The following is a 23953-nucleotide window of genomic DNA, read 5'->3' as shown; positions in this document are numbered from 1 at the left end:
TTCAGGCGTCCTTCCCGGATGTTCGCCCGACCCTGCGAGCCGCACTGCGGTGTCGGAGGTCCCGCACTCGGAGGAACCATCGCTCGGCGACCGCCATTACCGGCAGCGTGATCCTGGCTACGCGAGGGTGGTTGATGCGGAGATACATCCGCGACAGCCCGACCGGGCCGCCACGCCCCGTCGCGCCGGCTCGGTGCAAGAGCGTGATCTGGTCGACCGGGTACCCCGTCGTGGTGGACATCAACTGATCGGCTTTGAACTCGAGCGCGGTGTGACTTATCGCCGCATGATCGGGAGTGAGTACCGTCCGCACGTGGAATCCGTCCGCCGCCGCTGCGGGGACCAGAACGCGCTCCTGAACTCGACCGAGGTCGGGGAACGACTTGTACTCAGAGTATGTCCACGGGAGGGAGGCGACGCGACGCAATGCCGCCGGCCGGGCGATCCACGTCGCGCCGTAGGGCGCCAGCGGGGTGATCCGATCCACAGGAACTCGCACATCGAGACGCTTCAGCAAAGCGAGCGCGCGATCGCGGTAACGCGCCCAGCCCCTCCCCATCGTCTGGTAGCCGATATGGATCATCGGGGGGAACACCATGCCCAGCCCCGGCTCCTTGGCGAACAGCGCGAGGATGCCGGAAACGTGAGAGGGCGAGCCGAGCACGTTGTCCCATTGATAACGGCGGAAGTAACGGCGCACCTTCGCCGTCTTCGCGCGCTTGCGCCGCACGTGCGCTTTGACGATCAGGTCGTACTCGTCGCTCGCGATGACGTCGCGACAGCCGACGAAGAAGTCGCCCATGTCTCCGCCGCCGCCCGTCGGAGTGACACGGATGTCTATCATCTTGGCCCCGAGCGTCGGCCTGTCGTCGAGCATCGCGCGCAGCCTCGAGGCTTTGATGCCATCCGTCGTCGTCACGTAGAGGTCGAACCCCTCGGGCACGTTCTCCACGTAGCGGAGCAGCTCGTCGGCGAGCGAGACATCGGAGACATAGGCGACGACGGCGATACGGAGTCGCACCTCGAGCGCCGGCGAACGACGCGGAATCACCTCGAGCATTCCCGCGTTGGCGTTCAACGCCTTCGCCGGCACGGTACGCGCAAGCGTCGGCCACACGACCTCGAGGGGATAGCCATGCGCGTGCAGGGCGCGAACGGTGTCCCGCCCGATCACCGCGTGCTGCTGAAGGAACGGCGGGTAGAGCGAGAACGGCACCCGGCTGGCGATCGGGCAGCCTGCGTCGAGGAGGCGATCGGCGGCGAAGACGGTGGGATGCCCATCCGGGAAGTCCGCTTTCAAGTAAGCATGATCGCCCACGAGACCTGCGGCCTCCAAGTGAGCACGGAGCTCCTCCTCCCCGCCGTCGACCGGAAACGAATCACGGGGGTGCCGCCAGTACTCGGCCCACGCGGCGTGCTCGATGGCACTTCGCCGGACAACAGTCCACGTCCACGGCCAGGATCGACGGGGGAAGCCTTGGTCCGGGAAGTCGCGCACCAAGCCCTGGCGGCTCTCAGCAAGCTGCCAGAAGTCTGCGCTTCCCCCGCTCATCCGCGAGAACAGGGGCGCGAAGTCGTCCACCGGGCCGAACCACGAGTCGCCCGTCAGCAGGATCTCGTCCCACGCGTTCGCAGAGCTGTGGGCTAGTGCGACCGCGTAGAACGAGGGTTCGAACTTCTCGGCGGGGCCTACCACGACCCGGTCCGCGAGATCCACCAACTCTTGCCGATCCGAGGCGCGGAGCGACGTGGCAACGACCACGACCAGGCGTGTTGCGTGTGCTCGCAGTGCGGAAAGAGCGCGGCGCACCGAACCGTCGAGCGCCGCTCCCTCGCTGGCGAGTGCGTAGATGACGAGACGGCTCGTGCCCTCCGGAACCCCGTTCGTGCCTTCTTCCGCGATCGAGCTGTGCGGGTTCATAGAAGTTCGGCTCCTCCTCGTGAGACTGTGGGACTGCTCATTGACGCTAAGGACAGAGCCTGTGGCTTCCCTGTGGTGTCAACCGGTTTCCACAGCCACTCGCTGCGCCGTGGCCTTGTCGTCGGGAAAGACCCAGCGATCGTAAGTGAAGAATCGGAAGATAGTCGCGAGCGCTTGACCGACGATCGTGCCGGCGATGTTGTCCGCCACGACACCCTCCAAGCCCAGAACGTGCCGGGAGAACGCGAGGCATCCCACCTGGATGGCCATCGCGATCACGTTCAGCAGGATGAAGATCACGTAGCGCGAAGCGCGTTGCTCGATCGTCCGCGTGCCGAATGTCCAGTATCGATTGCCGACGTAGGTGACGACCGTCGCCACGACGATCGCAATGATCTTGGCAACGACCGGAAGGTCGTACAGGGGGCCACGACCGGTGAATCCGAAGACGAGAAGGTTGTAGGTCAGCGCGTCAACGATGAAGGCAACGCCGCCGACGACCAGGAATGCACCGCTCTTCCGAAGGAACCCACCGGGCCCGGAACGATCTGCCACGCCACTCCATCTCACTCGCACGGGCCGTAGGTTGCTCCCATGATAACTTGGATGCCGCCGCGCGGGCCTCCGAGGGTCCTTAGCGCGTGCCTTCCGAGGAGATTTGTGTTGCCTGAAACGCCCGAGTTGCGCATCGCCGCGATCGTCCCGTGCTACAACGAGGAACTCGCCATCGGTAAGGTTGTCGACGACCTGCGCGCGGCCGTTCCCGGCATGACGATCTATGTCTATGACAACGCCAGTAGCGACCGCACAGCGGAAGTGGCGAGGGCGGCCGGCGCCACCGTGCGGCACGAGTACGTCAAGGGCAAGGGGAACGTCGTCCGGCGCGCATTCGCCGACGTGGATGCAGATGTCTACGTCCTGATCGACGGCGACGACACCTACGCCGCTGCAGATCTGCCGCAGATGATCAATGCACTGTTGGACGGCCCCTACGATCACGTCCTCGGAGTGCGCCGCGAGACCGAGGCGGGTGCCTACCGCCCCGGGCACGAGCTCGGCAACCGCGGTTTCAACTGGTTTGTCAGCGGCGTGTTCGGCTCGAGCGTCAGCGACATGCTGAGCGGCTATCGCGTGTTCTCGCGGAGATTCGTCAAGAGCTTCCCTGCTCTGTCGCGAGAGTTCGAGATCGAAACAGAATTGACGGTCCACGCGATGAGCTTGCGCGTTCCGCAGATCGAAGTTCCCGTCGGGTTCAAAGACCGGCCCGTCGGCAGTGAGAGCAAGCTGCGGACCTACCACGACGGTTTCCGCATTCTGTCGCTGATCATCGGTCTCATCCGTCACGAGCGCCCCGTGATGTTCTACGGCATCGCAGGGGCACTGCTCGCGATCATCGGCATCATCATCGGTATACCGGTCATCGTCGACTTCGTCGAGACCGGCCTGGTCCCGCGACTGCCGACCGCAGTCCTCGCCGTCGGGATCGTCATCGTCGCATTCCTGGCGTGGGTCATCGGCCTGATTCTCGACGGTGTGCTCAAAGCGCGCCGAGAACTGAGTCGACTGAACTACCTGCAGTACAGCGCGCCGACGCCTACGATTCCATGACGAGCACGACGGCAGCCCCCGCCGCGCTCGACGCGACCCGAGGCGCGCTGACCCGATTCTCGGCATGGGCTCGCCGGCGAACCATCTTCATCGCACCGGTCCTCGTCTACCTCATCCTCGTCCTTCTCGGTGTCACGACGTCGAACATCGGAATCTCTTCACTTCGTGAAGACCCGGCTTCTCCCCTGGGGTTGCAGATCGGCGGATCTCAGGGCATCCGATCGGACGAATGGGGCACGGAATCACCGATCTGGCTCGGGCAACTCGCCCGTGGCGGCGCCGAGGATCCGACCCCGCTCAGCGTCTCCAACGACTTTTTCGCGCAACTGCCGGCGGGTCCCGTGTCGAGCGTGGTGTTCTTCGACGGCTCGATGCTGTCGTTGGGGACGATCCTGCCTCAAGAGATGCTCTTCGCGGCCAAGTGGTGGCTCCCCGCGCTCCTGCTTTTCATCGGGCTCCCGATCTGGTTCCGCCAGGTCGGGGCGGGCGCGCGCTGGGGATATCTCGCCGGCGTGCTCATCATGGTTGCTCCGGGTAGCGCGTGGTGGTCCGGGAGACCGGTGAACACGCTCGGATTCGTGGCTGCAGGGTGCGCGCTCGGAATCTACGGAGCAACGGCTCTCGGAAGACGTCAGTGGGGCCGCGGCATCGTCGCCGTGCTCGCCTGCGGCATCCTCCTCGCGCGCCTTCCCACGTATTACCAGCCCTTGGCGATCGTGGTCGGCATCCCCATCGTCGTCGCGACCGCCGCGGTGATCCTCGCTCGCGCAGCGCCGTGGCGCGAGCGTGTGCTCGCGCTCGGCGCAGTCGGCGTTTCGGGGCTGGGCTGGACTGCGCTGATCTTCTGGGAGAATCGCTCGGCGGTCATGGCCGGCCTCGGCACGGTCTACCCCGGCGACCGCCAGAGCACAGGCGGCGCCACGAGCCCGGGGATGGTCTTCGGCGCGACGAACCTCGGAAAGATGGAGGCACTCGGTCGCGACACCCCCCTGAACCAGAGCGAGGCCGCAACCGCGTTCACCGTGCTGCTCGTGGTTCTCGTGTTGCTGTTTGCGACGCAGCGGTGGCGCGGATCACGCGTGCTTGCGACAGCTCTGATCCCCATCGTCGCCCTCGGCCTCTTCTGGCTGAGCTGGGGCACGATGAGCTGGGGGTCGCTCGGCAGTCACATACCGATCGTCAACCGTGTGCCGAACACCCGGGCGATGCTCGGCGTCGGATACATCGCGATCATCGCGTTCTGTCTGTTCATGAGCCAATGGCGTCCCCCTCGCCGCCAGGCGGTGGCCGTCGTCGCCGCGTCCGCCGCCGCATTCCTGTCGGGGTATGGCGGCTCCTCCCTCCAGGAGACGACGATGCCGGGACTGACAACGTGGTATATCTGGGCCTGCGCGCTCGGAACCGGCGCCGTCGTCTACGCCCTCGTGGCGTTCTCCCAACACCGCTGGCCGCTGGTGCTCGCGGGCGTGGCCGCGCTCTCGCTCACGGCCACCGCACAACCGATCCTCTTCGGCCTGGGCGATCTGCGCGCTAGCACGACGGCACAGAAGTTCATGGCCTGGGGCGCGGAGAGCATGTCCGACGGCACGGTGTGGGCATCACCCTCGCAGGACGTCGACTCACTGATGATGGCCACCGGCACTCCGTCCCTCAGCGCCCGGCAGCAGATCGGACCCGATGTCGACGAGTGGCGCAAGCTCGACCCGGAGGGTGCGTACGAGCAGTTGTGGAATCGTGGCGGTCTGCACATCATGTTCGAGTGGACCGACAACGATGACATCACCTTCGCGCAGCCTGTCGCCGACACGATAATCGTCCAGACATCGCCTTGCGTGGTGGCGGAGCGCATCGAATCATTCACACACGCGGTCTCAGCGTCTCCGTTGGACGGTCCGTGTCTCACTCAGCGTGACAGCTTCACCTGGGGCGGCATCAACTACTTCGTCTACGACGTGGAGCGGTGACCGACCGCTCCGACCCCTGTGGTTGTTCAGTACAGCGCCAGGATCCACGCTGCCGCCAGCGCGGCGAGCACGAATACGGAGCCGACGGGAAAGACGACTGCCGACGCGCGGGCCGACATCTCCGCTCGCATCGGGAGCAGCGATCGCATACCCACGAGCACCGGGAGCACCATCGGAGCGAAGTAGCGACCCTGCACTCCCTCCACGGCGGCTCCGCCGACGGGAGTGAACGACAGGTACAACGCGAGCATCGATACGAGGACCCCGCCCGCGCCGACGATCGCGAACCAGACGCCACGACCTCGCCGAAGAGGTTCCGCGTTGAGCGCTGCCACGACGATCACCGCGACCAGGACGACGGCGGCGATCTCGGGCAGATTAATGCCGTTGTACCCGATACTGCCGAAAAGGTTGCGCACCCAGTCGTCGCCGTACCTGACGAAGGAACGTCCTACGACCATGGCGGCGTCCAGCGGATGTGCCAGCACCCACTTCAGTTGCTCGGCCGGCACGGCGCCTCGGCCGTACATCGCGCTGATGGCCGACGCCGCAGACGAGGTTGCGACGAGGATCACCGCAGTCAGCACCGCCGCAATCGCAAGATAACCCCATCGAATCGCGCGCGCCCGACGCACATCGTCTCTCATCGAACGGGAGCGCCATCGCTCTGGAAGAAGGCGCGGCCCGGGAATCACGAGCACGAGTGCAAGGAAGACAGCGTAGGAGGGCTTCGCGAATGCCAGGCCGAGCCCTGCGACGCCCGCCACGAGGAGCGCCCTCGCGGACGGATCACGATCCAGGCAGAGTCGGACGGCCGCCGATACGACGAGGATCGCGACAGCGTTCGTGTAGGTGTCCGCAGTCACATACGACGCTTGAACGATCGCGGAGGGGAAGAGGACGACAACGAATGACAGCCAGGCCGCACGGAAGCCGCGAAGAATCCGGACAGCGATCCACGTGAGCGCCATGGAGAAGAGCGCATTGGAGATTCGTGCCGCCAGCAGCACGCCGCCCGTGTCGAGCCCTGCTGCGCGTCCGACGGCCATCCCGACGGCGGCCGGCGCGTAGGCGACGGCGCTCGATGCCGCCGCGTTGGAGATGTCGAAGTCGACGGTCGACTCCGGTCGCAGCGGCGCGCTCGCGAGGCGCGCGATGTCCCCGGCATTCTCGAAGTCGGCGCGAGACCATTGAGGTGCACCGCGATCGACGTCGTTCGAGGCGCGGTGCCCGTCCATTTGAAGATCGACGATCGACTGCGGTACCTGCGCGCCGAGAGTGCGCCCGTCCGCGCGCACGTACGGAGCGAGGGTGCCCTCCGAGACCTGGTAGGCACGCGCCACATGAGACTGCTCGTCCATCCCCCACCCTTGGGGAATCATGACGATGAAGAACGCGATGAAGGCCGCTGCTATCGGCAGGACGATGATGTCGGCCGCGAAGCGCCGGCGCACGCGGAAACGAGCGGGGGTATCCTGGTCGAGGGCATTCACGGCGTGGGAGAGATCACTGGCCGGCCACCTCTACGAGCTTGCGCAGGTACTCACCGTAGCCGCTCTTACGCAACGGCTCCGCGCGTTCGAGCAGTTCCGCATCGCTGAGATATCCCAGCCGCCACGCGACTTCCTCGGGAGCGCCGATCGAAAGTCCCTGGCGCTTCTGCACCGTCCGTACGAACTCCGTCGCCTCGGCAAGCGAATCGAACGTGCCCGTATCGAGCCAGGCTGTTCCCCGCGGAAGGAGTTCGACCTGAAGGGCGCCGCGCTCGAGGTACTTCTTGTTGACGTCAGTGATCTCGAGCTCCCCGCGTGGCGAAGGCTTCAGGTTCTTCGCGATCTCGACGACGTCGTTGTCATAGAAGTACAGACCGGGGACCGCATAGTGGCTCTTGGGCTCTTCCGGCTTCTCCTCGAGGGAAACGACACGCCCCGACTCATCGAATTCCACGACGCCGTAGGCGGAAGGATCGTCGACTCGATAGCCGAAGACCACGCCGCCCGTGAGCTCCCGATACTGCCTCAGACGGGTACCCATACCCGGGCCGTAGAAGATGTTGTCACCGAGGACGAGTGCCACACTGTCCGAACCGATGTGCTCCTCGCCCAGAATGAACGCCTGAGCGAGCCCGTCAGGCGATGGCTGAGTTTTGTACGTGATAGACACACCGAACCGGGAGCCGTCACCGAGCAGCCGCTGGAACTGCTCCGAATCCTGCGGCGTGGTGATGATCAGGATGTCCCGGATGCCGGCCAGGATCAGAGTCGACAGGGGGTAGTAGATCATCGGCTTGTCGTACACCGGGACCAACTGCTTGGAGATGCCGAGGGTGATCGGGTGCAATCGAGAGCCCGTGCCCCCGGCAAGGATGATGCCGCGCATCCTGCAAGTCTCTCATCGAGAGTGATCCGATCCAACTTCGAGACCACAGAACGCCCCGATAGTCTGGACGGATGCGCAAGCTCCTCGTCACCGGCGGCGCCGGCTTCATCGGTTCCAACTTCGTCCACCACGTCGTCGCTCACACCGACGACCACGTGACCGTCCTCGACAAGCTCACCTACGCCGGCAACCTCGCGTCGCTCGAGGGGCTCCCCGCTGACCGCGTGAGCTTCGTCCAGGGCGACATCGCGGACGCCGCGCTGGTCGATTCCCTCTTCGCCGACACGGATGCCGTCGTGCACTACGCCGCCGAGTCGCATAATGACAACTCGCTCAACGACCCGCGTCCGTTCCTCGACACCAACATCGTCGGCACCTACACGTTGCTCGAGGCCGCGCGGAAGCACGGCACGCGCCTGCACCACATCTCGACCGACGAGGTCTACGGCGACCTCGAACTCGACGATCCGGAACGCTTCACCGAGAACACCCCCTATAACCCGTCGTCCCCGTACAGCAGCACGAAGGCCGGGTCGGACCTGCTCGTCCGCGCCTGGGTGCGCTCGTTCGGCGTTCAGGCGACGATCTCCAACTGCTCCAATAACTACGGGCCGTATCAGCACGTCGAGAAGTTCATCCCCCGCCAGATCACGAACGTGATCCGCGGCATCCGGCCCAAGCTCTACGGTGCCGGTGACAACGTCCGCGACTGGATCCACGCCGATGACCACTCTTCCGCCGTCCTCACGATCCTCGAGAAGGGCGAGATCGGCGAGACCTACCTCGTCGGCGCCGACGGCGAGAAGGACAACAAGACCGTCGTCGAACTGATCCTCACACTGATGGGTCAGCCGGCGGATGCCTACGACCACGTCACCGACCGCGCCGGTCACGACCTGCGGTACGCGATCGACTCGACGAAGCTGCGCACGGAGCTCGGTTGGACGCCGCAGTACCGCGATTTCGAAGCGGGCGTCGCCGCGACGATCGACTGGTATCGCGAGAACGAGGCGTGGTGGGCGCCCGCGAAGGACGGCGTCGAGGCGTTCTACGCGTCGAAGGGACAGTGATCCGCGTGACCGAGTACGGCAAGCACCTCACCGTCACCGAGACTGCCATCCCCGGTCTCGTCGTCTTCGACCTGCCCGTTCACGGCGATGCGCGCGGCTGGTTCAAGGAAAACTGGCAGCGCGACAAGATGACGTCGCTGGGCTTGCCCGACTTCGGCCCGGTGCAGAACAACATCTCGTTCAACGACGCGGTCGGCACCACACGGGGAATCCACGCCGAACCGTGGGACAAGTGGGTCTCGGTCGCGACGGGGCGCATCTTCGGCGCGTGGGTCGACCTGCGTGAGGGACCCACCTTCGGAGCGGTGTTCACAACGGAGCTCGACCCGTCGAAGGCGATCTTTGTGCCCCGCGGAGTCGGGAACTCGTACCAGACCCTCGACACAGACACCGCGTACACCTACCTCGTCAACGACCACTGGTCGCCGGATGCCGCCTACTCGTTCCTCAACCTCGCCGACGAGACGGCCGCGATCGCGTGGCCGATCCCACTCGATGAGGTCGAGATCAGCGACAAGGACAAGAACCACCCGCGCCTTGCCGAGGTCACACCGATCCCGCCGAAGAAGACGCTCGTGCTCGGCGCGAACGGGCAACTCGGACGTGCGCTGCGCGACCAGTACGGCGACGCTCCCCACGTCGAGTACGCCGACCGCGTCGCGCTCGACCTTGCATCTCCCGACTTCGCGACCGCCCGTCGCTGGCGTGACTACGGCCTGATCATCAACGCCGCCGCGTACACGAAGGTCGATCTCGCTGAGACGTCCGAGGGTCGGAAGGACGCGTGGGCGGCGAACGTCAGCGGAGTCACGGCGCTCGCCCGCGTCGCTTCGGAGAACGGGATCACGCTCGTACACGTGTCGAGCGACTACGTCTTCGACGGCACTCTCGACGGCCCGTACCGCGAAGGCGACCCGGTGTGTCCGCTCGGCGTTTACGGCCAGACGAAGGCTGCGGGTGACGCGATCGTGCAGACGGTGCCCCGCCATTTCGTCATCCGCACCAGCTGGGTCATCGGCGACGGCGCCAACTTCGTGCGGACGATGGCATCCCTTGCCGAGCGCGGCATCGACCCGAAGGTCGTCGATGACCAGGTCGGCCGTCTCACCTTCACCGACGACATCGCCCGCGGAATCCGCCACCTCGTCGATACCGGTGCACCGTTCGGCGTGTATAACCTGACCGGAGGCGGCGATCCGCAGTCCTGGGCGGACATCGCCCGCGATGTCTTCCGACTGACGGGGCATGATCCGGCGCGGATCACCGGAGTGTCGACCGAGGTCTACTTCGCCAGCGCGACCGCGCCGGTGGCGCCCCGACCGCGCAACAGCGTGCTTGATCCGACGAAGTTGCTGGCGACCGGGTGGCACGTGGCACCGGCTGATTCCACTCTCGAGCAGTATCTGACAGTGCTCCGCGAGCACACAGAGTGACGGGCGACCGGAGCCTCACGAGTCGAGAATCAGTTACCGGCTTCGGTCGGTGGGCACGTACACAGCGGCGCGGCTTCTATCAGACCACGACCACGGATTGGCACGCCAGCAGCGAGTTCGATCCTCGGCCGACGTTGATGCCGTAGCTGCACACTTGATGAGCCCCCTTAGACAGCGGGATGAACGCGTCCAATCCGTGTTGGGCACCGAATCCCGGATACGCGCCCGCGACGTCGGGCCTGGATGCGTTCGCCGTCAACACGGCTACGGCGACGCCGTCCGCGTATACGTGCACAGCTATCGCGCCCGTCGTGTCAGGGTCGATGGTCCACCCGCGGAGCTGCACACCCCCGGCGACGACGGTGGCATCGGTTCCTCCGAAGGGCGAACGATTCGGCACCACAATGTCCTGGCAACCCAAGAGCGCGTTCCCACCGCCGCCAGCGGAGTTGATCCCGTATGCGCAGACACTGTGTCGCCCCGCCGAGAGGTTCAGCTTCGCGTCGATCCCATGAGAGTTCCCATAACCCGGATAAACCCGCCCGACATCCGGCCGGGACGCGTCCGCAGTGACCGCTCGGGACGCGCCGTCCACGTAGACGTGCACGGGGATCGAATCCGTCGTGTCAGGATCGATCGACCAGCCCCGCAGAACCGCATCGCCGTCAACGATTGCAACGTCCATTCCGCCGAAGGGGTCGCCGGCGAGCACGGTGCTCGCGCCGCAACCGAGGAGGACGTTTCCCCCCCATCCCACGTTGATGCCGTAGAGGCAGACCTGCTGCGATCCAGTTCGCGACGGGATGACAGCGTCGAAGCCATAGGCGGTCGAACCAGAGGCGACCCTGGCATCGGTGCGAATGGTCTGTGCACGGATCGCCGTCGCCGAACTCCCCATCCATGCGTGAACCGTCATCGGGCCCGTGGCGTTGGGGTCAGTGACCCATCCCTTCACGCGGAGTCCTCCGGGCACAGCCGAGATCGAGTCGACGGCGCCGACGGGGTCAGCACTCGTCGTCACTCGGACCGTCGTGCATTCTCCGAGCAGCATATTGAAGCCGAGGCCGACATTGATGCCGTAGACGCACACCTGATGAGCACCCAAAGTCGTCGGGATCGAGAGATCGATGCCGTGGTTGTCTCCCGAGTCCTTGAAGACTGCTCCGACATCGGGACGGTATGCGTTCGCCTTGTAGGCGGAGCCGACGCCGTCGATATACACGTGGACGGCGAGCGGATCGCGGGTGTCAGTGTCGACTGTCCACCCTTCGATGTGGATTCCCCCCGGGACAGCGCGAATCGTCGTTCCGCCGTGCGGCGACGCGGACTCCACAAATACGGGTGTGCATCCGAAGTCCGCGTCTGAACCGATGCCTGCGTTCTTCACGGCGACGCAGACCGTTGTGTCTCCTCCGCGCACCTCGAACGTCGAGTCCATTCCATGCCGGTCGCCGACTCCAGGGTAGGCCTTCGCCACATCGGGTCGATACGCGTCGGCGGTGAAGGAAGCCCAGTTGGCCTCTCCGTTCACCCTCACGACGACACTTAGCGACTGGGTCGGGGCGTCGGGATCGATCGCCCACCCCTGAACTGTGACCTGCCCGCGGCTCACCACGAGGTTGTATCCGCCGAAGGGAGAATGCGATGTGTCGGCGCCCTGCGTCGACCCGAACCACTGCGTGTAGTAGTTGTAGAAGTTGCGGTTGCCGTAGCTCGAGCAGCCGTCGCCGATGCCGTAGCCGGCGTTGAGCGCGGCTTTGTTCGGCTGATACGGCGTGTAGTTGTAGAGCGCGGCGGTCGCGTAGTTGCGGATGTTGAGATTGGTGCCGCCGCACGCGGAGTTCGGGCTCCACCCGATGAAGTGCACGCCCGGCTGTCGTGCGAACCGTGTCGCCTTGTAGGTCTTGAGCTGCTGCGTGCCCTTGAAGATCTGCGGGCCGACGCCCTTGAAGGAGGGGTCGCACGGTGCGGTGTCCGGACAGGAGGCACCCATCGCGGCCTGAAGATTCCAGTCACTCGGTGCGGTGCTGGTGACGAGGCCCTGCTCCTTCTGGAGCGTGACGAGGATGACCTTCGCCGAGATCCCGCACGCGGTCTGCATGCGGTAGATGAGCTCCGAAACCTTCATGGTGCCGCCCTTGATGGCGGAGCACACGAGTTGACCGGTCGTCTGCGATACCCACTCCGCCTTGTCGGAGATGCTCGCGTTGATCACGTTGAGGCACTTGCCATTCTCGCATCGCCCGATCTTGCTGTCGAGAAAGCTCTGGATTTCGGCTGCTGTCATCGCCGCGCCGTCGTAGAACAGCGCATCCGAGATGATGTTCTCCGGATCGAAGCCGACGACGGGCGCTGCCTTCACGATGCCGGCGGACACGTCGGGCGCAGACGCGGCGGCATCCAGCGCAGCGGCAGCCGCCGGCGCGGACGCGGAGACCGGCTCCGCAGCAACGGCAGGCGCCGCGACGAACAGGGACGCGATGAGCGCCAGAGACGCGAGGATCGCGGCGGCTCCGGAGCGAGCGCGGCGTGCGACCAACGTCGAGTTTCGGGTACTCATGTGAACATTGTGACGGAAGTCAATGATTGTTACCACTTTCTCATCATCAATGTGGCGCACCGAAGCCGCGCCCTAGAGATCGGCGTGCAGCATCCACACCCGCTCCGCGGCGCCGAACCACGAGAACGCCCTTCCGCGGTCCGCGGCGAGTACGCCGTACCGCTCGACGGATGCCGTGGACCCGAGCACCTCGGCGAGCGCGGCACCAAGCGCCGCAGCCGCGGAAGACGTCGAAGACCCGGCGTCCGAGGGGTCCGCCTCCACGAGCGCTCCCCCGTCCCAGACCACTTCGCGGTGGACGGGCGTGTCGACGGCCACCACCGGCAGGCCCACCGCAAGCGCCTCGACGAGCCGCCACGGGAAGGCGGACAGACGCGACGGCGCGACGAACGCGACCGCGCCGCCCAGCAGCGCCCCGCGGTCCGCGTCGTCGAGAGCGCCGAGCGCGACCACGCGGTCGCTCGAGAGGCCGGATGCCGAGGCGAGCGCGGTGACGGCATCCGCATCGCCCTCCGGAACGTCGATCACCACGACGGCGACGTCCAGACCCGCGGCGACCACAGCGCCGAAGGCGTCCCCCACCCGCGCCGACGGCGACGATGAACCTGATGCGAGCACGAACCCTTCCGGCACTCCGAGCGCGCGCCGACGCCCGATCTCATCGGTCGGCACCGCGAATCCGGCGGGGGCGGCGCCGGCGATCACCCGTACCCGGTCGCCGAAGGCCCCAAGTTCGGAGACGCGCGCTGCCATGGCATGCGTCGGCACGACCACGGCGTCGGCGAAGCGCGCGGCGCGCTTCAGCATCGCCTTCTGCCAGGTGACGGCACCGCGGTGCAGCTCGGCGCCGCGCTCCCAGGCATCCAGATCCCAGATTGTGACGACGGTCTGGTCGTTGTCGTTGACGCGGTCGTGCCGCACGAGCGGCGCCATAAGCGTCGGCGAATGGATCATCCCGCCGCCGATCCCCGGCGCGACCCCCAGCTGCCACGCGGCGGCGAGCTCGCGACGCCCGAGCGACGCCCGCGACAGAGACGCGAGCCCGGGGACTGCTCCCTCGAGCGTCCCGGCGGCATCGGGCACGGCGGGGACGATCGCCTCGACGGCGCAGCCGGCGGGCGCCGTGCGCACGAGCGCGCGCCCGAGTTCGCGCGACGCGGTCGTGAGATCCGACGCGGTCGGCGCCACCACTTGGTCGAGCACGACCCGCAACAGGGCTGTCACGGGGCGGGGGTCGGACTCGGCGACGGGGGGTACAGCGCCTGCTGGATGAGCTCGCGCACGTGCGCGTATTGCTCGGCGGTCGGCTTCTCCGTGGAGATCCCGGCACCGTCGGGGGTCAGCTCGAGCGTCTGGACGGGCTGCTCCTTCGCCTTGGCGGCGAGCTCGACGAAGTAGCCGAGGGCGCCGGCCGGAATGTCGGTCTGCACGAGGTCCTCCCCCGCCTTCGCGACCTCCTGGAACCGCGTTAGGACATTCGCGGGATTCGCCTGCGCGAGGATCGCCTGCTGCAACTCGCGCTGACGGCGCATGCGATCCCAGTCGCTCGTGGTGTAGCGCGAGCGCGCGTACCACTGGGCGGTGTCCCCATCCATGTGCTGCGGACCGGCCTCGATCCACCCGATCGCCCAGTCCTCCGCCGGCTCGCCTTCGTACGAGGGCCCGCCGCCCTTGGGCAGCCGCTCCTGCACGGTGATGTCGACACCGCCGAGCGCATCGACGATGTCGGCGAAGCCCTTCATGTCGACGAAGACGTAATACGGGATCTCGACCCCGAGAATCCCCTCCGCGGCCGACTTCGTGGCCTCGATCGCGGGCGTGGAGCTCTGCGCCGCGGCATCGGGATAGATGTCCTTACCCCCATCGGGCTGGCAGATCTCCACAGCGTTCATCAGCTGGTTGATGCCCGGGCCCCATCCGCAGGTCGACGAGGGATGCCCCTCGAAACCGTTCGGGTAGAGCTCGCTCATCGGCCCCTCCGAGAACGGCGCATGGGCAAGATCACGCGGGATGCCGGTGATGTGCACGGCCCCGGTGTCGGCGTTCACCGACACGACCGAGATGCTGTCGAAGCGCATCGAGTCGCGGCCGAGCCCCGAATCTGCCCCAAGCAGCAGGATGTTGTAGTACCCGTTCGACGGCGGGACCGGCGGCGCGTTGTTGGTGAAGATCGAGGCGATCAGCTCGCGCGCGGGCGCGATGAGCTGCTGCGCGGCATACACGGCCCCACCACTGCCGAGGACGACGCCGACGATCGCGAGCGCCGCGATCGCGGGTCGCGCGCCGGGGCGCGCACGCACGAGCCGCACGAGCCGCAGGGTGTCGACGGTCAGGACGACCCACAGCACCGCGTAGGCGAGCAGCACGATCTGCACGAGGAGGAGGACGAAGCCGTTCGACGCGAGCGTCCCGAGCATCGTCGGCCAGAGCAGCGCCATCGCGACGGCGACCAGGACGAGCACCCACATGACGATCGTCGCCGTGAGGCCGACGCGTCCGAGGCGCCGGTTTCCCGCGAGGCTCTGCGCCGACCCCGGGAGGAGGAAGTTCAAGACCACGAGCCACCACGCGCGCCGGGTCATCACCTTCGGCGAGCGCGTGTCGGGGCGCCGGATCGGCTGGTCGCCGAGCACGACGGCATCCGCCTTCTGCTGCGCTCGCTGGCTCGCACCGGAGGCGGGACGGGACGCTCCCGGCGACGACGGCCGCGGCGGCGAGGCGACGCTCACAGCGAGTCCTTCAGGCGCCGGTTCTTCTCCTCGACCTGCTCTTCGAGAAGGCGCGCGTACTGCTCGACCCGGTCGCCGAGCCGGTCATCGGACGCGCCGAGGATCCGCGCGGCGAGGAGCCCGGCGTTCTTCGCGCCGTTGATCGATACGGTCGCCACGGGGATGCCGGCGGGCATCTGCACGATGCTGAGCAGCGAATCGAGCCCGTCGAGCGTCGCCAGCTGCACGGGCACGCCGATCACCGGCAGCGCCGTGACCGACGCCAGCATGCCGGGGAGGTGCGCCGCACCCCCTGCGCCCGCCACGATCGCGCGCAGGCCCCGCGCGCGAGCCTCGCGCCCGTAGCGGATGAGCTTGTCGGGGGTCCGATGCGCCGAAACCACCTCGACCTCATGCGGGATGCCGAACTCGCTCAACACCTGCGAGGCGTCGCTCATGACCCGCCAGTCCGAATCGGAGCCCATGACGACACCGACGAGAGGGGATGCCGAGGAGTGGAGAGCCGAAGTCACCGCACCAGGCTAGGGCGACACCCTGGAAGAATCCCGGAACGCCACGCAGACCCGGCCTCCCCGCGAACGCAGCCCCGGTCGCCTCGCGAACGCAGCGAGTCGAAACGCCGTCAGTCCGCGAAGAACGCCGCTGCGGCGCGGGCGTCGTAGACGACGGCATCCAACTCTTCGCCCGTCGCATTCACGTGGCCCACCTTGCGCCCGGGGCGCGGCGCCTTGCCGTACGTGTGGACCTTGACGGCCGGGTGCGCATCGAGCGCCGCGGGAAGGCGGCTCTCCAAGGTGTCGGTCGCCGGCCCGCCGAGGATGTTGACCATGACCGCCCACGGCTGCCGCGGAACGGCGTCGCCGAGGGGCAGGTCGAGCACGGCGCGCACGTGCTGCTCGAACTGCGAGGTGATCGCGCCGTCCTGGCTCCAGTGACCGCTGTTGTGCGGGCGCATCGCGAGCTCGTTGACGAGGAGTCGTTCGTCGGTGGTTTCGAAGAGCTCGACGGCGAGCATGCCGGTGACTCCGAGGCCCTCGGCGATGGTCGTGCCGATTTCCGCGGCGACCTCGGGGAGGCGTGCGGCGCCGTGCGGGGCGGGGGCGATCACCTCGGCGCAGACGCCGCCCCGCTGCACCGTCTCGACGACGGGATACGTGACGAGCTCGCCGGAGGGTCGGCGCGCAACCTGCTGGGCGAGTTCCCGCGAGAAGTCGACGAGCTCCTCCGCGAGGAGCGGACCGTCGCCGAACCAGTCGGCGACCTCGTCCGGCGACGAAACGACGCGGACGCCCTTGCCGTCGTACCCGCCGCGCGGCGTCTTCACGACGACCCGGCCGCCGTTGCTGTCCAGGAAGGTCTGCAGCTGTGCGGCATCCGCCACTTCGGCCCACTCCGGCTGGGGGATGCCGAGCTCCGCGAGCCGGGCGCGCATGCGGAGCTTGTCCTGCGCGAACTGAAGCGCATCGGGACCGGGGTGCACGGCGACGCCGCCGTCGACGAGCGCACGGAGCACCTCCTGCGGTACGTGCTCGTGGTCGAACGTGACGACGTCGACGCCCTCCGCGAAGACGCGGACGGTCTCCAGGTCGCGGTAATCGCCGGTCGCGGTCGCGGCGAGGGATGCCGACATGCCCGGCTCCTCCGCGAGCACGCGCACGTCGATCCCGAGTTCGACGGCCGGCGCGATCATCATGCGGGCGAGTTGCCCGCCCCCGACGATTCCGAGTGTGAGTGCCATGACGCGTCCCTTTCGACGCGTCCATCCTTTCAGGTCCGGCGGGCACCTGAGCGCTCACCGCGCTCCCCTCGCACGGACCGGAGCTTCCCGCGTCGCGCACGCCTGCCTCCCGCGCCGCGCGCGCCGGCACTTCCCCGAGACCGTGCGTTCTCGACGAGACCCGCGCTTCCGACGGCGGGTCTCGTCGAGAACACGCGGTCTCGCGGGGTGGGCGGGGCGGCGCGCGGACGCTGGGGCGGGCGCCGCCGAGGCGGGCGCGGGGGCGGGGGCGCCCGGACGCCGTGGCGCCCGCTACCGGCCGGGCAGCGGAGGGGGCGGGCCGGGATCGATGATCGGGATCGCGTGCGAGTCGCGGTGCGCGAGGATCTGGTTGACCTCGACCTGGTCGGCGAGCACCTCGTGCATGAGCCGGACGGACGGGATGTCGACCATGCGCAGCGGCTCGTCGACGCCGTTCGACAGAGTCAGCGTCCCGGTGCCCCACAGGCGCTGGATCGGGCCGCGGCGTTCGCCGATCGTGTAGCCGCGGGCATGGCTGAGCTCGAAGCGGTGGCGTCCGAAGACCCCCGACCGGGCGATCACGCGCCGCGTCGTCACCGTGTAGGTGCGCGAGAGCCACCGAAGATACGGCACGATCGCGAAGAGCAGGATGAGGGCGCCCGCCGTCGCCCACAGCATCCAGTCCTCCGCCCATGCGCTGAACTGGGCCGGCAGATTGCCGGTGAAGTAGCCCACCCCGCCGGCGACCGCGATGACGACGAGCGCCGACCAGAACAGTCGGCGCGCGTGCCCGCGCACCCGCGCGATCCGCCGCTCGGGCACGACAGCACCCGGAGCGGGTGTCGCGGGGCGCCCGGTGTACGCGGTCGGCTGGGTCACCCTCTCATTGTGCCGACGCGGGTGCGTTCGGCCGGGCAACCGGCCGGTTTCCGGCGTTTCGCCGGAGGGAGCGGGCGCCGATGGCCTGAGGAAGCGGAGCACCGATGGCCGGAGTGCGGGCGGACTACCGTACGTGCACGACGTCGCCCGCGGCCACCACGGTCTCGACACCGTTCGTTCCGACGACGAGGCGGCCGGTGTCATCCAGCCGAACGGCCCGGCCGTGCAGCACCACGCCGTCGGGAAGCGTCACCTCGACCTCTGAGCCGATCGTGCGGCACCGCTCGCTCACCCGCGGCGCGACGACGGCGCCACCCCCGACCGCGAGGTCGGCGATGCCGTCGCGCAGCGCCGTGAGGTAGTCGGCGAGCAGGCGATCCTCATCGGCGACGGCGCCCTGGTCGGCGAAAGAGGTTGCGGTCGGCACCGGCAGGTCGATCGTCTCCATCGTCGTGTTGACACCCGCGCCGACGACGACCGTGCGCGGGTCGGACGGGAGGACTTCGACGAGGATGCCGCTGATCTTCCGCGCCTGGGGCCCCACCCCCACCAAGACGTCATTGGGCCACTTGAGCGAGACATCCGAGAGCTGTGCACCCACGGCATCCGCCATCGCAGCTCCCGCGATGAGCGGAATCCAGCCGCGGTTCTCGAGGGCGACGGCACCGACCTCAAGCAGGACGGAGACGGCGAGCGCCGAATCGGGCGGCGTCACCCACGAGCGGTCGCGCCGTCCGCGGCCGGCGCGCTGATCGCGCGTGAGAAGCGTCGAAAGGTGCGGGTGGCCTTCGGGGTCGCGCGCGGCGTCGTGCAGCAGCTTGGCGTTGGTCGAGTCGACCGACCCGATCACCTGCAGGCGGGGCGTGACGGCGGCGGCCAGGGGGTAACCCTCGTTCGGGATCGGCATAGCGCCACTCTAGGCCTCGGACGGCGCCCGCAGGAGGGCATCCCCGAGGGCGCGGCCCGGTCTCGAGGAGCCCGAATCGCGTGGATAGAGGTCCCGTCGTCGGAGCGATCGACGGATGGATGCCTCATCCTTCACATCCGTTCACTACAGCACCACCGATCCGACGACTGGTACTCCACGGGCGTTCGAAGCGCCCGGAAGCGCTCGGAAGCGCCCACCGCGCCCTCCGCCCAAGCATCCGAATAGCGAACGGCAACAGCGAAACACGGATGCCGTTGTCGCACTCCCCCAACGATCCGCGCATCGCGGTCGCTAGGGTGGAACGCGTGACCGACCCGAGTGACCTCTCCACGACCGCCGGCAAGATCGCCGACCTCCGCGCCCGCTACCAGGAGGCGGTCGTCGATGCGGAGAGCACCGCCCGCGAGAAGCAGCACGCCAAGGGCAAGATGACGGCCCGCGAGCGCATCGAGGCGCTCGTCGACCCGGGCTCGTTCGTCGAACTCGACGAGTACGTCCGCCACCGCACGAGCGCCTTCGGCATGGACCGCTCCCGCCCCTACGGCGACTCGGTCGTCACGGGCGTCGGCACGATCCACGGACGCACGGTCGCCGTCTATGCCCAGGACTTCACCACCTTCGGCGGCTCGCTCGGCGAGGTCGCGGGCGAGAAGATCATCAAGGTCATGGAGTTCGCGCTCCGCGGCGGCATGCCGATCATCGGCATCCTCGATTCGGGCGGCGCGCGTATCCAGGAGGGCGTCGTCGCGCTCGGCAAGTACGGCGAGATCTTCCGCCTCAACACGGCCGCCTCGGGCGTCATCCCGCAGATCTCGATCATCATGGGTCCCGCCGCCGGCGGCGCCGTCTACTCCCCCGCGCTCACCGACTTCGTCGTCATGGTCGACAAGACGAGCCAGATGTTCGTGACCGGTCCCGACGTCATCAAGACGGTCACCGGCGAAGACGTCGGCATGGAGGAGCTCGGCGGCGCTTACACGCACAACACCCGCTCCGGCGTCGCGCACTACCTCGCCGAGGACGAGGACGACGCGCTCGACTACGTGCGCACGATGATCGGCTTCCTCCCCGACAACAACATGTCGGAGATCCCGGTCTACGAGAACGCCTTCGAGTGGGAGACGACGGATGCCGATCGCACGCTCAACGCGGTGATCCCCGACTCTCCGAATCAGCCCTACGACATCCACACCGTGATCCGCACCATCGTGGACGCGGGCGACTTCCTCGAGGTGCAGCCTCTGTTCGCCCCGAACATCGTGATCGGCCTCGGCCGGATCGAGGGGCGGACGGTCGGCATCATCGCGAACCAGCCGTCGCAGATGGCCGGCACCCTGAACATCGAGGCGGGAGAGAAGTCGAGCCGGTTCGTGCGGTTCTGCGATGCGTTCTCGATCCCGATCGTCACCCTCGTCGACGTCCCCGGCTACCTTCCCGGCACCGACCAGGAATGGACGGGCGTCATCCGCCGCGGCGCGAAGCTCCTCTACGCGTACGCCGAGGCGACGGTGCCGCTGGTCACCGTCATCCTGCGGAAGGCGTACGGCGGCGCGTACATCGTCATGGGCTCCAAGCAGCTCGGCGCCGACATCAACCTCGCCTGGCCGACGGCCGAGATCGCCGTCATGGGCGGCCAGGGCGCCGTCAACATCCTGTACCGCGGCGAGCTGAAGAAGGCGGAGGCCGCCGGAGAGGACGTCGCCGCCGTCCGCGCCCGCCTCGCGAGCGAGTACACCTACAACGTCGCCTCACCCTTCCTCGCCGCCGAGCGCGGCGAGCTCGACGGCATCATCGAGCCCGCGCAGACCCGCGTGGCGGTCGCCAAGGCGCTGCGCTCGCTGCGCGGCAAGCGCGCGAGCCTGCCCCCGAAGAAGCACGGGAACATCCCGCTGTGAGCGCGCAGAACGCGGCGGCGACGGATGCCGCGGACGTCGGCGCCGACGCGGCGTCCGGCTCCCCCGAACGCGACGAGCGAGACCTCCACGTCGAGATCCGCCGCGGGTCGCCGACGGCGGAGGAGCTCGCCGCTGTCGTCGCTGTCGTGACCGAGGCTTACGAGCACGAGGCGGCCGCGGCCATCGCCGAACCGGAGCCGCACCCGTCGGCGTGGCGCGTGTCGGCGCGCGCGATGCGCGAACCGCTCCGCCGCGAGATCGGCTGGGGCCGCTTCGGGGGCTGACGACGTCGACGCGGCACACCCCGGTCGGTCGGAGAACTGTTTTCTTGTCCCCCGAAATACCTACAGACAAAGCTCTTGCGGGCGGGCACACTGAAAGAGCTGGAACGCATTCGCGTTCGGTGCAACGCGTTTCTTGCGCGCCGCACCCTCGCGAGCAGGTTTTCGGGTAACCGGCTCGCATGGCGAGGGGCGGGCGGCTTCGCCGCCCCTCGCCCCCTTAATCGCCAGGGCCTGACGAGGCCGTTTCCCCTCGGTCTGCGCCCTCGGTGCCCGCCACGCCCCCCCGCGCGATCTCATGCCAGAGGTCGACCGTCTCCTCGCCGTCCGGCGCCGTGGAGCGACCGACGACGGTCACCGCGATCTGCGGATGACGAGAGGTGCGGATGTACAGCCGCTCCGACCTCGCCCGACCGACGATCGTTGCGAGCTCGGCGCGCACGGCGGCGCGCTCGGCCGCGGACAGTCCGTCGAGACCGTCCTCATCGAGAACGGATGCCGTGGCGCCGCCCGCACGCGCACGCGCGAGCGCCGAGCGCACGTCGTCATCGAGGAGCGCTGCGCCGCGCAGCTCGTCGCGAAGCGTCGCCTCCGCGATCCGCGCCAGGTTCCGCTCCGTGTCGTCGAGTCGGCCGCCCACCTCGATCGTGTGGGCGAGGACGGGTCCCGCGACGGCGAGTGCGCGCTGGACGAGCACCCGGCGCTCGCGGCGCATACCCTCCTGCGCGGCCAGCCATTCCGAAGCATCCCGCTGCAAGCGTGTGAGCTGGGAGGTGTCGCGCGCCGCACGCGCGAGGAGCACGCCGATCAGCTGCGCCGCCCCCACCCACAGGACGGCGCCCACGACTCCCAACGCGAGCGCGGACGGCCCGCCGATCCAGAACGCTGCCGACACTGCCGCCAGCGCGACGCCCGTCCACGCCGCCCACGGGCGCCGGCGCACGATCACGATCGCCATGAGAGCCCCGACGGCGCCCAGACCCCAAGTGGCGTAGTCGGTCAGCCGCGCCTCCGGACGCGCAGCCAGCCAGCTCGCGTTCGGAACGATCACCGCCGCGGCGACGGCGAGTGTCGCGACCCAGACGGGCAGCCGCGATCGCACATTGAGCAGACCCTGCACCATCGGGCTCACTCCGTCGGCGCCCGCATCGTCGTGCGTGCGCGCTGAAGGACGCCAGAGGATGCAGAGCCAGGTCGTGACGAGGTAGAGCGCGACGGCGCCGATCTGCAGGAACGGATGCGCGGGAGCGACCGTCCACACCAGGGCGCCCACCGCGAGGTAGGCGGTGAAAGCGACGGAGAGGAGGGTCAGTGCGCCCCGCACCCCCGAGACAGCCGACCTCACGACGGATACTCCCAGTCGAGGAGGACCGTCGTGCCCGTCCGGCCGGTCTGCACGCGGCCCCGTCCGCCGGCCGCTGCCATGCGGGCGACGATCGATCCGCGGATGCCGAGACGGTCGTGCGCGACCTCGGCGGGGACGAACCCCGTTCCGGCATCGGCGACACGAACGGCGAGGGCGCGCGCATCGGCCGCCAATGTCACCGTCACGCCGCGGCCGGTGGCATGCTGCGCGGCGTTCGCCAGCGCCTGCGATGCCGCGAGCACGACGGCCCGGGCGACGCGCCCGGGCACGGGCGGCGCGTCGTCCGAGACGTGCGAGGCGACCTGCAGCTCGAGCCCCGCCTCCGCCGCGGCGCGCTCGATGTCTCCGGCGAGGGATGCCGCGGGTACCGTCTCGTCGGAGCCCTCGCGCGCGTCTTGTTCGGCGTTCGCGAGGCGGGTGAGCGCCTCGCGCGCCATCGCGACCGCGAGCGCCTCCTCGCGCGGCGTCGTGGCGCGTTCAGCGGCGATGAGCGCTGCCAGGACGCTGTCGTGCATGAGCGCCGCGACGGCGATGCGTTCGGACTCGGCGGCATCCGCGGCGGCGGCCGCCGCGTACGACTCCACGGCGGCGCCCCGTGCTTGGTCGACGCTCCTCCCCATCGAACGCAGGAGCCATGCCAGCGCGATGATGAGGCCTGCGAGGATCATCGCGAAGACGGCATCCAGCACGACGGAGATCATCTCCTCGTCGGCCGTCCCCACCTGCGCCAGTCGGACGACCGCGTAGGTGAGGGGCGCGATCGTCGCCCAGGCGATCTGGACGGGCAGCGAGAAGGCCACCACGGCGGCCGCGCACGCCACGTTGATGAGGTACCAGATCCAGGGCTGCTCGTGCGGCGACGACGCGATGCCTCGTGTGGCGAGCGGCCAGCACGCGAACACGACGAGCAGCGCGACGGCGCACGCCCCGCTGGCCGCACGCGCCCACACGCCGGTGACAAGCGCGAGGATCATGAGTGCGAGCGGCGCGAACGTTCCGACCATCAAGGCGATGTGCCACGCGGCATCCTCCTGCGTGGAGCCGATCGCGTTGAGGAACGACTGCGCGCCGAGCACGGCGCACCCGAGGGCGACGACGAGGCGGATGATCCGTTCGACGCGCGCCTCGGTGAATCTCTCCGGGCCGGGTGGGTCGGCGCGCGGCGCTGCCGGCGCGACGGATCCGGCCGTGACCGACATCGC

General features: G+C 68.3%; 19 protein-coding genes. 6 read left to right on the top strand and 13 right to left on the bottom strand.

The window, feature by feature from the left end; genetic code table 11:
- Position 1: 1 nt before the first annotated feature.
- Positions 2 to 1810, bottom strand: a complete 1809-nt coding sequence (locus AC3ENQ_RS05005) for a rhamnan synthesis F family protein (protein WP_488185847.1) — start codon at positions 1808 to 1810, stop codon at positions 2 to 4.
- Positions 1811 to 1999: 189 nt separating this feature from the next.
- Positions 2000 to 2476: a GtrA family protein gene (locus tag AC3ENQ_RS05000; protein WP_431802290.1), complete on the bottom strand. Its 477-nt coding sequence runs from the start codon at positions 2474 to 2476 to the stop codon at positions 2000 to 2002.
- Positions 2477 to 2602: 126 nt separating this feature from the next.
- Here AC3ENQ_RS05000 and AC3ENQ_RS04995 point away from each other — a divergent pair, with 126 nt between their 5' ends.
- Both AC3ENQ_RS04995 and AC3ENQ_RS04990 read left to right on the top strand, forming a co-directional pair.
- Entirely contained in the window at positions 2603 to 3529 is a 927-nt protein-coding gene (locus AC3ENQ_RS04995) for a glycosyltransferase (protein ID WP_431802288.1), read from the top strand.
- Positions 3526 to 5493 carry a DUF7657 domain-containing protein gene (locus AC3ENQ_RS04990; protein ID WP_431802286.1) on the top strand — a complete coding sequence of 656 codons (1968 nt, stop codon included), beginning with the start codon at positions 3526 to 3528 and terminating at the stop codon, positions 5491 to 5493. The genes AC3ENQ_RS04995 and AC3ENQ_RS04990 overlap by 4 nt, the downstream gene beginning before the upstream one ends.
- A gap of 26 nt (positions 5494 to 5519) precedes the next feature.
- On the opposite strand, the gene AC3ENQ_RS04985 is transcribed toward AC3ENQ_RS04990, so the two are convergent.
- Together AC3ENQ_RS04985 and rfbA are read right to left on the bottom strand one after the other, a co-directional pair.
- A complete protein-coding gene (locus tag AC3ENQ_RS04985; protein WP_431802284.1) occupies positions 5520 to 6947 on the bottom strand; it encodes a DUF2142 domain-containing protein in 1428 nt (475 codons plus the stop codon).
- A 52-nt stretch (positions 6948 to 6999) separates the two neighbouring features.
- Positions 7000 to 7872, bottom strand: coding sequence for a glucose-1-phosphate thymidylyltransferase RfbA (gene rfbA, locus AC3ENQ_RS04980; protein WP_431802282.1), 873 nt, complete (start codon positions 7870 to 7872; stop codon positions 7000 to 7002).
- A 71-nt stretch (positions 7873 to 7943) separates the two neighbouring features.
- Between rfbA and rfbB the strand changes: the two genes are divergently transcribed.
- Both rfbB and AC3ENQ_RS04970 read left to right on the top strand, forming a co-directional pair.
- Positions 7944 to 8942: a dTDP-glucose 4,6-dehydratase gene (gene rfbB / locus AC3ENQ_RS04975; RefSeq protein ID WP_431802280.1), complete on the top strand. Its 999-nt coding sequence runs from the start codon at positions 7944 to 7946 to the stop codon at positions 8940 to 8942.
- A complete protein-coding gene (locus AC3ENQ_RS04970) occupies positions 8942 to 10375 on the top strand; it encodes a sugar nucleotide-binding protein (protein ID WP_431802604.1) in 1434 nt (477 codons plus the stop codon). The genes rfbB and AC3ENQ_RS04970 overlap by 1 nt, the downstream gene beginning before the upstream one ends.
- Before the next feature lie 79 nt (positions 10376 to 10454).
- Here the strand turns inward: AC3ENQ_RS04970 and AC3ENQ_RS04965 are convergent, their stop codons facing one another.
- The 7 genes from AC3ENQ_RS04965 to AC3ENQ_RS04935 all read right to left on the bottom strand — a co-directional run bounded on the left by AC3ENQ_RS04965 (position 10455) and on the right by AC3ENQ_RS04935 (position 19188).
- Positions 10455 to 12995, bottom strand: a complete 2541-nt coding sequence (locus tag AC3ENQ_RS04965; RefSeq protein ID WP_431802278.1) for a hypothetical protein — start codon at positions 12993 to 12995, stop codon at positions 10455 to 10457.
- 12 nt (positions 12996 to 13007) lie between these two features.
- Positions 13008 to 14159 carry a glycosyltransferase gene (locus AC3ENQ_RS04960; RefSeq protein ID WP_431802276.1) on the bottom strand — a complete coding sequence of 384 codons (1152 nt, stop codon included), beginning with the start codon at positions 14157 to 14159 and terminating at the stop codon, positions 13008 to 13010.
- Entirely contained in the window at positions 14156 to 15664 is a 1509-nt protein-coding gene (locus tag AC3ENQ_RS04955; RefSeq protein ID WP_431802274.1) for an LCP family protein, read from the bottom strand. The genes AC3ENQ_RS04960 and AC3ENQ_RS04955 overlap by 4 nt, the downstream gene beginning before the upstream one ends.
- The gene (purE, locus tag AC3ENQ_RS04950) at positions 15661 to 16128 is read right to left on the bottom strand and encodes a 5-(carboxyamino)imidazole ribonucleotide mutase (RefSeq protein WP_431802602.1); all 468 of its coding nucleotides are present in this window, start codon (positions 16126 to 16128) and stop codon (positions 15661 to 15663) included. Before purE ends, AC3ENQ_RS04955 begins: the two co-directional genes overlap by 4 nt.
- Before the next feature lie 158 nt (positions 16129 to 16286).
- Positions 16287 to 17402, bottom strand: coding sequence for a 5-(carboxyamino)imidazole ribonucleotide synthase (locus AC3ENQ_RS04945; RefSeq protein WP_431802272.1), 1116 nt, complete (start codon positions 17400 to 17402; stop codon positions 16287 to 16289).
- A 291-nt stretch (positions 17403 to 17693) separates the two neighbouring features.
- Positions 17694 to 18281, bottom strand: a complete 588-nt coding sequence (locus tag AC3ENQ_RS04940; RefSeq protein ID WP_431802270.1) for a PH domain-containing protein — start codon at positions 18279 to 18281, stop codon at positions 17694 to 17696.
- 124 nt (positions 18282 to 18405) lie between these two features.
- Positions 18406 to 19188, bottom strand: coding sequence for a biotin--[acetyl-CoA-carboxylase] ligase (locus AC3ENQ_RS04935; protein ID WP_431802268.1), 783 nt, complete (start codon positions 19186 to 19188; stop codon positions 18406 to 18408).
- 326 nt (positions 19189 to 19514) lie between these two features.
- Here AC3ENQ_RS04935 and AC3ENQ_RS04930 point away from each other — a divergent pair, with 326 nt between their 5' ends.
- Both AC3ENQ_RS04930 and AC3ENQ_RS04925 read left to right on the top strand, forming a co-directional pair.
- The gene (locus AC3ENQ_RS04930) at positions 19515 to 21104 is read left to right on the top strand and encodes an acyl-CoA carboxylase subunit beta (RefSeq protein ID WP_431802266.1); all 1590 of its coding nucleotides are present in this window, start codon (positions 19515 to 19517) and stop codon (positions 21102 to 21104) included.
- Positions 21101 to 21388 (top strand): acyl-CoA carboxylase epsilon subunit, encoded by a 288-nt coding sequence (locus tag AC3ENQ_RS04925; RefSeq protein ID WP_431802264.1) that lies wholly within the window; start codon positions 21101 to 21103, stop codon positions 21386 to 21388. Before AC3ENQ_RS04930 ends, AC3ENQ_RS04925 begins: the two co-directional genes overlap by 4 nt.
- A 217-nt stretch (positions 21389 to 21605) precedes the next feature.
- Here AC3ENQ_RS04925 and AC3ENQ_RS04920 read toward each other — a convergent pair whose 3' ends face one another.
- Both AC3ENQ_RS04920 and AC3ENQ_RS04915 read right to left on the bottom strand, forming a co-directional pair.
- The gene (locus AC3ENQ_RS04920) at positions 21606 to 22730 is read right to left on the bottom strand and encodes a hypothetical protein (RefSeq protein WP_431802262.1); all 1125 of its coding nucleotides are present in this window, start codon (positions 22728 to 22730) and stop codon (positions 21606 to 21608) included.
- Positions 22727 to 23950, bottom strand: a complete 1224-nt coding sequence (locus tag AC3ENQ_RS04915) for a sensor histidine kinase (protein ID WP_431802260.1) — start codon at positions 23948 to 23950, stop codon at positions 22727 to 22729. The genes AC3ENQ_RS04920 and AC3ENQ_RS04915 overlap by 4 nt, the downstream gene beginning before the upstream one ends.
- Positions 23951 to 23953: the final 3 nt, after the last annotated feature.

The organism is Microbacterium sp. bgisy203 (assembly GCF_057706945.1).
Note: the sequence above shows the minus strand (reverse complement) of the source record. Positions and strands in the feature narration are given on the sequence as shown.